The organism is Microbacterium sp. 13-71-7 (genome assembly GCF_002257455.1).
Taxonomy (GTDB): domain Bacteria; phylum Actinomycetota; class Actinomycetes; order Actinomycetales; family Microbacteriaceae; genus Microbacterium.
Window position 1 is genome coordinate 1 of the sequence record NZ_NCKN01000238.1, and the last position, 5896, is coordinate 5896.

5 protein-coding genes are annotated in these 5896 nt (G+C 71.6%); 1 reads left to right on the top strand and 4 read right to left on the bottom strand.

The window, feature by feature from the left end; all coding sequences use genetic code 11:
• A partial coding sequence (locus tag B7X32_RS17540; protein ID WP_292722554.1) for a DNA polymerase III subunit gamma and tau occupies positions 1-1170 on the bottom strand: 1170 nt, incomplete at its 3' end.
• Between the two features lie 167 nt (positions 1171-1337).
• On the opposite strand from B7X32_RS17540, the gene B7X32_RS17545 reads away from it, so the two are divergent.
• Positions 1338-1514: a DUF1918 domain-containing protein gene (locus B7X32_RS17545; protein ID WP_292722557.1), complete on the top strand. Its 177-nt coding sequence runs from the start codon at positions 1338-1340 to the stop codon at positions 1512-1514.
• Positions 1515-1592: 78 nt separating this feature from the next.
• On the opposite strand, the gene B7X32_RS17550 is transcribed toward B7X32_RS17545, so the two are convergent.
• The 3 genes from B7X32_RS17550 to B7X32_RS17560 all read right to left on the bottom strand — a co-directional run bounded on the left by B7X32_RS17550 (position 1593) and on the right by B7X32_RS17560 (position 5670).
• Complete coding sequence (locus B7X32_RS17550; protein WP_292722560.1) at positions 1593-4097, bottom strand: glycosyl hydrolase family 65 protein; 2505 nt, start codon at positions 4095-4097, stop codon at positions 1593-1595.
• A gap of 27 nt (positions 4098-4124) precedes the next feature.
• Positions 4125-4862 carry a beta-phosphoglucomutase family hydrolase gene (locus B7X32_RS17555; protein WP_292722562.1) on the bottom strand — a complete coding sequence of 246 codons (738 nt, stop codon included), beginning with the start codon at positions 4860-4862 and terminating at the stop codon, positions 4125-4127.
• 115 nt (positions 4863-4977) lie between these two features.
• Positions 4978-5670 (bottom strand): hypothetical protein, encoded by a 693-nt coding sequence (locus B7X32_RS17560; RefSeq protein WP_292722563.1) that lies wholly within the window; start codon positions 5668-5670, stop codon positions 4978-4980.
• Between the last annotated feature and the right edge of the window lie 226 nt (positions 5671-5896).

The following is a 5896-nucleotide window of genomic DNA, read 5'->3' on the forward strand; positions in this document are numbered from 1 at the left end:
CGCGGCGGCAGCGGTCGCGGCAGCAGGGGCAGCGGCGGGAATCGCCGCGGGCGCCGTCTCCCCGCCTCCGGCGAGAGCGGTCAGCACACGGGCGACGAGCAGTTCGAGGTGCAGTCGCGGCGACGTCGCTCCCGACATGTCGTCCAGCGCCGAGCTCACGAGATCCGCCGCACGCGACAGGCGCGGACCGCCGAACGCCGCGGCCTGACCGCGCATCCGGGTCAGCTCGTCCTCTGGGACCCCGCGCAGCACCGCGGAGGCCGCATCCCCGACCGCCGCGATCACGATGAGGTCGCGCAGCCGCTCCAGCAGATCGTCGACGAAGCGGCGCGGATCCTGTCCGGTCTGCACCACCCGGTCGATCGCGGGGAAGGCGGCGGCCGCGTCGCCCGCGGCGAGCGCGTCGACGATCTCATCCAGCAGCGCGGAGTGCGTGTACCCGAGCAGCGCGACCGCGCGCTCGTAGCCGACCTCGCCGTTCTCCGAGCCCGCGATGAGCTGGTCGAGCAGCGAGAGGGTGTCGCGCGGGGATCCGCCGCCGGCGCGCACGACGAGCGGCAGCACGCCCTGGGCGACGGTCACGCCCTCCTCGGCGCACAGCTTCTCGACGTACTCGAGCATCGCTGCGGGCGGCACCAGCCGGAACGGATAGTGATGCGTCCGGGAGCGGATCGTGCCGAGCACCTTCTCGGGCTCGGTGGTCGCGAAGATGAACTTGATGTGCGGCGGCGGCTCCTCGACGAGCTTCAGTAGAGCGTTGAAGCCCTGCGGCGTCACCATGTGCGCCTCGTCGAGGATGAAGATCTTGAACCGGTCGCGGCTGGGCGCGAACGTCGCGCGCTCGCGCAGGTCCCTCGCGTCGTCGACGCCGTTGTGGCTGGCCGCGTCGATCTCGACGACGTCCAGGGATCCGCCGCCGTTGCGCGACAGCTCGACGCAGCTCGGGCACACCCCGCACGGGGTGTCGGTGGGCCCCTCGGCGCAGTTCAGGCAGCGCGCCAGGATGCGCGCGGACGTGGTCTTCCCGCACCCTCGCGGGCCGGAGAACAGATAGGCGTGGCCCACCCGGTCGCCGCGCAGCGCGGTCATGAGCGGATCGGTCACCTGCGACTGCCCGATCATCTCCCCGAAGTTCTCGGGCCGGTAACGGCGGTACAGGGCTGTGCTCACCCGTCAAGACTACGGTGTGCGTCGGACATCGGCGCGGGCCATCCGGCGCCGGCACCGTGGCATCCGCGAGTACGGCGCCGACACCGCGCCGGACGGTGCGGGAGAAGCCCCCGAGAACCCCTGCCGCAGGCCCTCGAACGGACGTACCCTGAAAGAGGAGGTGGACGATGACGCAGGTGGCAGCAGGCGACCGGATCCGCATCCACGGCCGGGTGGTGGGCGGCGCGGAGCGATCCGGCGTGGTCCTCGAAGTGCGCGGCGAGCTCCTCGTCGTGCGCTACGACGACGGGCACGAGGCAGTGCTCGCACCGGGCAGTGACTGCGAGATCAGGCACGGCGAGTAGGCCGGGGCGGGAGAGCACCGGCCCCGCGGCGGGCGCCGGTCCCCTCGAGAGCCTCGGGGACCAGCGCCACGGACGGGACTACTCCCCCGATTCTCCGACGTAGCCGACGATCGGGATCGCGGAGGTCGTCGGAACGGTCGGCGACAGGATCGTGCCGTCCTCGCGCCGAGCCTGGGAGCCGAACTCCGGGCGTCCCCGGAGCACAGGACCCTGGTCCGCGAGATACACGGCGGCCGGAGCGTCGATCGAGGCCGTGTGCGCGGCCCCGCGCACCGTGAACGAGACCGGATCCCCCGACCGCACCTCGATCAGCAGCTGGTCCGCGGTCAGCGTGATCTGCAGCTGGGAGCCGTGCCACTGCAGCGGGTAGGACAGCTCGGGCCAGTCCGTCGGCAGACGGGGGTCGAAGCTGAGCTCGCCGTCGTGGTCGCGCATGCCGCCGAATCCGCACACGAGCGCGGTCCACACGCCGCCCGCGGACGCGACGTGCACGCCGTCCGAGGCGTTGCGGTGCAGGTCTCCCAGGTCGACGTAGATCGCGTGCTCGAAGTACTCGTGCGCGAGATCCTGGTAGCCGACCTCTGCGGCGAGGATCGACTGCACGACCGCCGACAGGGTCGAGTCGCCCGTGGTGAGCGGGTCGTAGTACTCGAAGTCGGCGAGTTTCTCCGCCTCGGAGAAGTGGTTGCCCTGCAGGAACAGCGCGAGCACCACGTCCGCCTGCTTCAGCACCTGGAACCGGTAGATCACGAGCGGGTGGAAATGCAGCAGCAGGGGGCGCTGCTCCGCCGGGGTGGCCGGCAGATCCCACACCTCGCGCTCGAGGAACAGCGAATCCTGCGGGTGGATCCCCAGGGCCGGGCTGAACGGGATGTGCATCGCGTCGGCCGCGCGTTCCCAGCGCTCGACCTCGGCGGGCTCGATGGCGAGCCGCTCCACCGCCGCGTCGTACGCCTCCGGCGCGTCCGCGGCCATCTCCCGGACCACGCGCGCCGCGAAGCGCAGGTTGTACCGGGCCATGACGTTGGTGAAGAGGTTGTCGTTGACGACCGTGGTGTACTCGTCGGGGCCGGTGACGCCGTGGATGTGGAACGTGTCCACGCCCGCGGCCGAGCGCCAGAACCCGAGCGTTGCCCACATCCGCGCGGTCTCCACCGCGATGTCCACGCCCTGGCGGTAGAGGAAGTCGTCGTCGCCGGTCGCGCGCACGTACTTCCCGAGCGCATAGCTGACGTCGGCGTTGATGTGGTATTGCGCGGTGCCCGCGGCGTAGTAGGCGCTCGCCTCCTCGCCGTTGATCGTGCGCCAGGGGAAGAGCGCACCGCCCTCGTTCAGCTGGCCGGCCCGGCGGCGCGCGGCGGGCAGCATGTGCACGCGGCAGCGCAGCGCGTTGCGCGCGAACTGCGGCGACGTGTAGGTGAGGAACGGCAGCACGTAGACCTCGGTGTCCCAGAAGTAGTGCCCGCCGTAGCCGGATCCGCTCACGCCCTTCGCGGAGACGCCGGCGCCGTCGGCGCGCGCAGAGGCCTGGGCGATCTGGAACAGGCACCAGCGGGTCGCCTGCTGCAGATCGTCGTGCCCGGCGATGCGCACGTCGCTGCGCTCCCAGAAGGCGGTCAGCCACTCGGCCTGCTTGGCGAACTCCGCCTCCACGCCCTCCACCGCGGCACGGTCGAGCGTGCGCCGGCAGCGGTCGATGAGCTCGCGCGCCGGCACGCCGCGGGACGTGTGGTAGCTGACGAGCTTCGTCACGCGCGTGGGGACGCCGGCCTTCGCCTGCACCCGGAACACGTTCTTCGCGATGTCGGGCTCGACGAGCTGCCGCGCGGTGTACTCGTTCTCGGTCTCGACCAGGTGGTCGGCGACCACGGCGAGGGTCATGCCGGAGTCCGCGACGCGGTAGGCGAGGGCCGAGCGGCCGCCGTCCTGCCAGTACTCGGCCGGCTGCAGCACGCGGTCGCCGATCCGCTCAGCCTTGCGCGGATCGAAGCCGGCCTTCTCCCCCGGGGATCCCGCCGCCATCGACGGCACGCCGCCGTAGACGTCTTCGCCGTCCTGCCGGTTCAGCAGCTGGCACGAGATCGTCACGGGGGCGTCGGAGTTCTCGACCGTGACCTCGAGGCGCAGCACCGCGAGGTGGCGCTCGACGAACGACACGATCCGCTCGTCGCGGATGCGCACCCGCTTGCCTGAGGGCGTCTCCCACAGCACCTCGCGGCTGAGGACGCCCGTGCGGAAGTCGAGCTCCCGACGGTACTCGCGCACGTCGGCCTCGTCGAAGCTCAGCGGCTCGTCGTCGACGTACACGCGCATGACCTTGGCGTCCGGAGCGTTCACGATCGTCTGGCCGACCTCGGCGAAGCCGAAGGCCTGCTCCGCGTGGCGGATCTTCCACGTCTCGTGGAGGCCGTTGATGAAGGTGCCGTGCTCGAGCGCGTTGCGGCCCTCGATGTGATTGCCGCGCAGGCCGAGATACCCGTTGCCGAGACCCATGAGCGTCTCCGAGACGCCGGGGTTCACGTGCGGATAGGACGTCTCGACCAGACGCCACGGGTCGACGGGGAAGAGGTCGCGATCGATCATGCAGTGCTCTCCGTGAGGGGGATCGGTTCAGGACAGGAAGCGGTCGAGGTCGTCGACGACGACGGTCGCGCCGTGGGCGAGGAGGGAGTCGGATCCGGCTCCGCGGTCGACGCCGACCACCGTGCCGTAGCCGGCTGCGGCGGCCGAGGCGACGCCGCTGGTCGCATCCTCCACGGCGACCGCGGAGGCCGGGTCGACGCCGATGCGCTCGGCGCCGACGCGGAACACGTCCGGCGCGGGCTTGGAGGCGAGGTGCTCGCGCTCGGCGACGACGCCGTCGACGACCACCGAGAAGAAGTCGCGGATGCCGGCCGTGGCCAGCACCTCCTCCGCGTTCTTGGAGCTGGAGACGACCGCCATCGGCACGTCCGCGGCGCTCAGCTCCTGCAGCAGGGCGAGGGATCCGGGATACGGCGCGATGCCGTCGCGGCGCAGCGCCTCCGAGAAGGCCACGTTCTTGCGGTTGCCGATGCCGCAGACGGTGTCGGCCTCGGGATCGTCGTCGACGGACCCCCACGGGATCTCCACGTTGCGGCTGCGGAGCAGGCTCGCGACGCCGTCGTAGCGCTTCTTGCCGTCGACGTAGGCGAAGTAGTCCTCGTCGGTGTACGCCGGGACGATGCCCCAGAGCAGGAAGACCTCGTCGAACACCGCCTGCCAGGCGCGCATGTGCACCTCGGCGGTCGGCGTCAGCACGCCGTCGAGATCGAAGAGCACGGCGGCCGAGCGATGCAGATCGGGAAGCGCTGCGGGGGTGTCGGGCACGGCGGAGCCTCCGGGTGGCTGAGAACGGGATCTGTCGGATCGGCACGTCTGGGTGCCACCCTGTCAAGGGTAGTGCGCACGGGGTGCCGCGGGAAGGCGTGCGGACCTCGGATGCTCAGGGCAGGGTCACGACCTTCTCGGCGGTGAGGACCCGCAGCTCGGGGATCCCGGCGCCGTTGTACACCGTGGTCCGATTCGCCGCCGAGGGCACCGCGAACCCGATCCGCAGCACATCGCCGCTCACGACGGAGTCGAGGACCTCTGGATCCGCCGTCAGCGCGACCGGGTTCGCGGCGTCCTGCAGTGCGCGCTCCGGCTGCGTCACGCCGATGAAGCCGATGAGCCCCGTGGTGTCGCGCAGGCTCTGCGGAATGCTCTCCGTGCCGACCTGGATCTCGACGTAGGCCGTGTGCTGCTCCCCCTCGTGTCCGGCCGGATCGCGGAGGAGGGCCTCCAGCTGCGCGGGATCCAGGGCGGGAAACGCCGGGTCGACAACCGGAGCGGGTGCGGCAGGCGGGCTCGCTGCGACGACCGGTGGGACGCCGTCGGGCGCAGAGCCCCCGGAGGAGGACTGCTCGGACAGCCCGGCGACGAGCCCTAGTGTGGCGGGGATCAGGATGAGCGCCGCGATGGCGATCACGATGAGGGGCGTCCACGACCGTCGCTGCGGCGGCGTCTCGGGCGCCGGAGCGCCGGCGGGACGAGGGCGGCCGTCCCGATCGTGTTGGAGCGGCGGGATCACGTACGGCGCCGTGAGGTTCTTCGGCACCGCGGAGTACACGGTGGGCCTGCGCTCGTCGCGTCCCATGCTCGGACACTAGCGCGTCCGCGGGTCGATCCTTCGAACCTGCTTCTGTCGACCGGGCTACTCGGACGCCCGGGGGATCCACCCTCCTGCACCTCGGTGGGGCGAGGGCTTCGGCCCGGGGCTGGTTCACCCGGGTGGGCCGAGGGCATCGGTGAGGGGCCGGCGGACGGAGCTGGGGCTGCCGCCGCGATTGCGTGGGCGGCGCCAGGCGTCGTGCGGATCCCAC